Here is a 1,383-nt window from a genome sequence, read left to right as displayed (position 1 = left end):
CATACGCTCGGTAAACATGTCTTTGAGTGCTTCGTAGTCCGTGCCTCGTTTCCCCCATGGCTGGTCTTCCCACTTTTCAAACCATTCATAAGGACAAGGCGCAACGATTTCTATCGTCGACTTGCTAGGGTTCTTTCGCTGCCATTCAGGGTCTTTTGCAGACGGAAATGAAATATACACCGCAGGCAAAGGCTTATCTTTGTCATTCTCAAACGCATCCAAAGCACTATCGGCGTCATAATCAGGAAAGATCCAGAAGTTCGTCTTGGGTAGCTTCAATTCTTCAGTGCTGCCCTTCAAACCAATATACATTCCCAAGTGCGCTTTTGATGATTCAACTTCTTGCAGCTTTTTATCATAAGAGAACTTTTTGCTCAGCGCCTGCGGAACCAGGTCTTGAAAGGTATTCATTACGCCTGCAGCACTAATAACCTTATCTGCGTGAATGATATGACCATCAGACATCTCGACACCCAACGCGACGCCCTTTTCAACGACTATTTTTTCGACGCTTGCATAAGTAAGCAAGTCACCACCTGACTGTTGGATAACAGGAATAATCGTATCGGCTATTTTCCAGGCACCACCTTCTGGGTAGTAAGCACCCGATAAGTAATGTCGAGCGATCAGTGCATGAATTAAAAAGCTCGACTGCTTAGGAGGTAAACCACAATCGCCCCACTGCCCTGTTAAGACGCCAATTAACTTTTCATTTGAGGTCAGTCCACTTAAGACTTCATAAGTCGTCTTGTTGAAGTAGTCAGGCAGGCCGAAACGCTTGAGCAGCTTATAGGGCCGAGAAAGTAAGGTTGGCATCAACTTATCCATAACCTTAAGGGGCATGCACCGCGTAATGGCATCTAGCATTTTCAGATAGGAATCAATCGCTAGCTCTTCTTCGGGAAAGTGTTTTAACAAGTCTTGTTTGAAACAATCTCTACCCGCGCGCAAATTGTAAACATCCTCGCCAAAGTGGAAGCGATCGTAATTGCTATTTAGTGGCGCCCATTTCAATTCACCGTCAGTGATAAAGTCGAAAATTCTGCGCATTTGTGATTTAGGGTTGCCCATCTCACCGATATAGTGAACACCTACATCCCATTCGTAGCCATTGCGCGAGTAGCTGTGAGTGTATCCTCCAGCGGTGTAGTGTTGCTCTAATACCAAGACCTTTAACCCAGCCTTAGACAGCATAGCTGCGCTGGTCATACCGCCAATACCCGAGCCAATGACAACGGCATCATAATGACCGTCGACACGCGATGAGCGATAGCGTTTGCCCACTCTTAGCGTACTGGGTTTGAGTGTTTTCTTATTCGTGAGAGGCTGAACGGATTCCTTAGTCATAAGAGCAATTCCTACATGGATAATTAATGGTTAAAT

1 protein-coding gene is annotated in these 1,383 nt (G+C 45.6%); it reads right to left on the bottom strand.

What is annotated here, in order from left to right; genetic code table 11:
* Positions 1-1,347, bottom strand: a 1,347-nt coding sequence (locus tag A3763_RS15320; protein ID WP_068760199.1) for an NAD(P)/FAD-dependent oxidoreductase, incomplete at its 3' end; no start/stop codon positions are given.
* Between the last annotated feature and the right edge of the window lie 36 nt (positions 1,348-1,383).

The sequence above is a fragment of the Oleiphilus sp. HI0128 genome (assembly GCF_001635365.1).
Note: the sequence above shows the minus strand (reverse complement) of the source record. Positions and strands in the feature narration are given on the sequence as shown.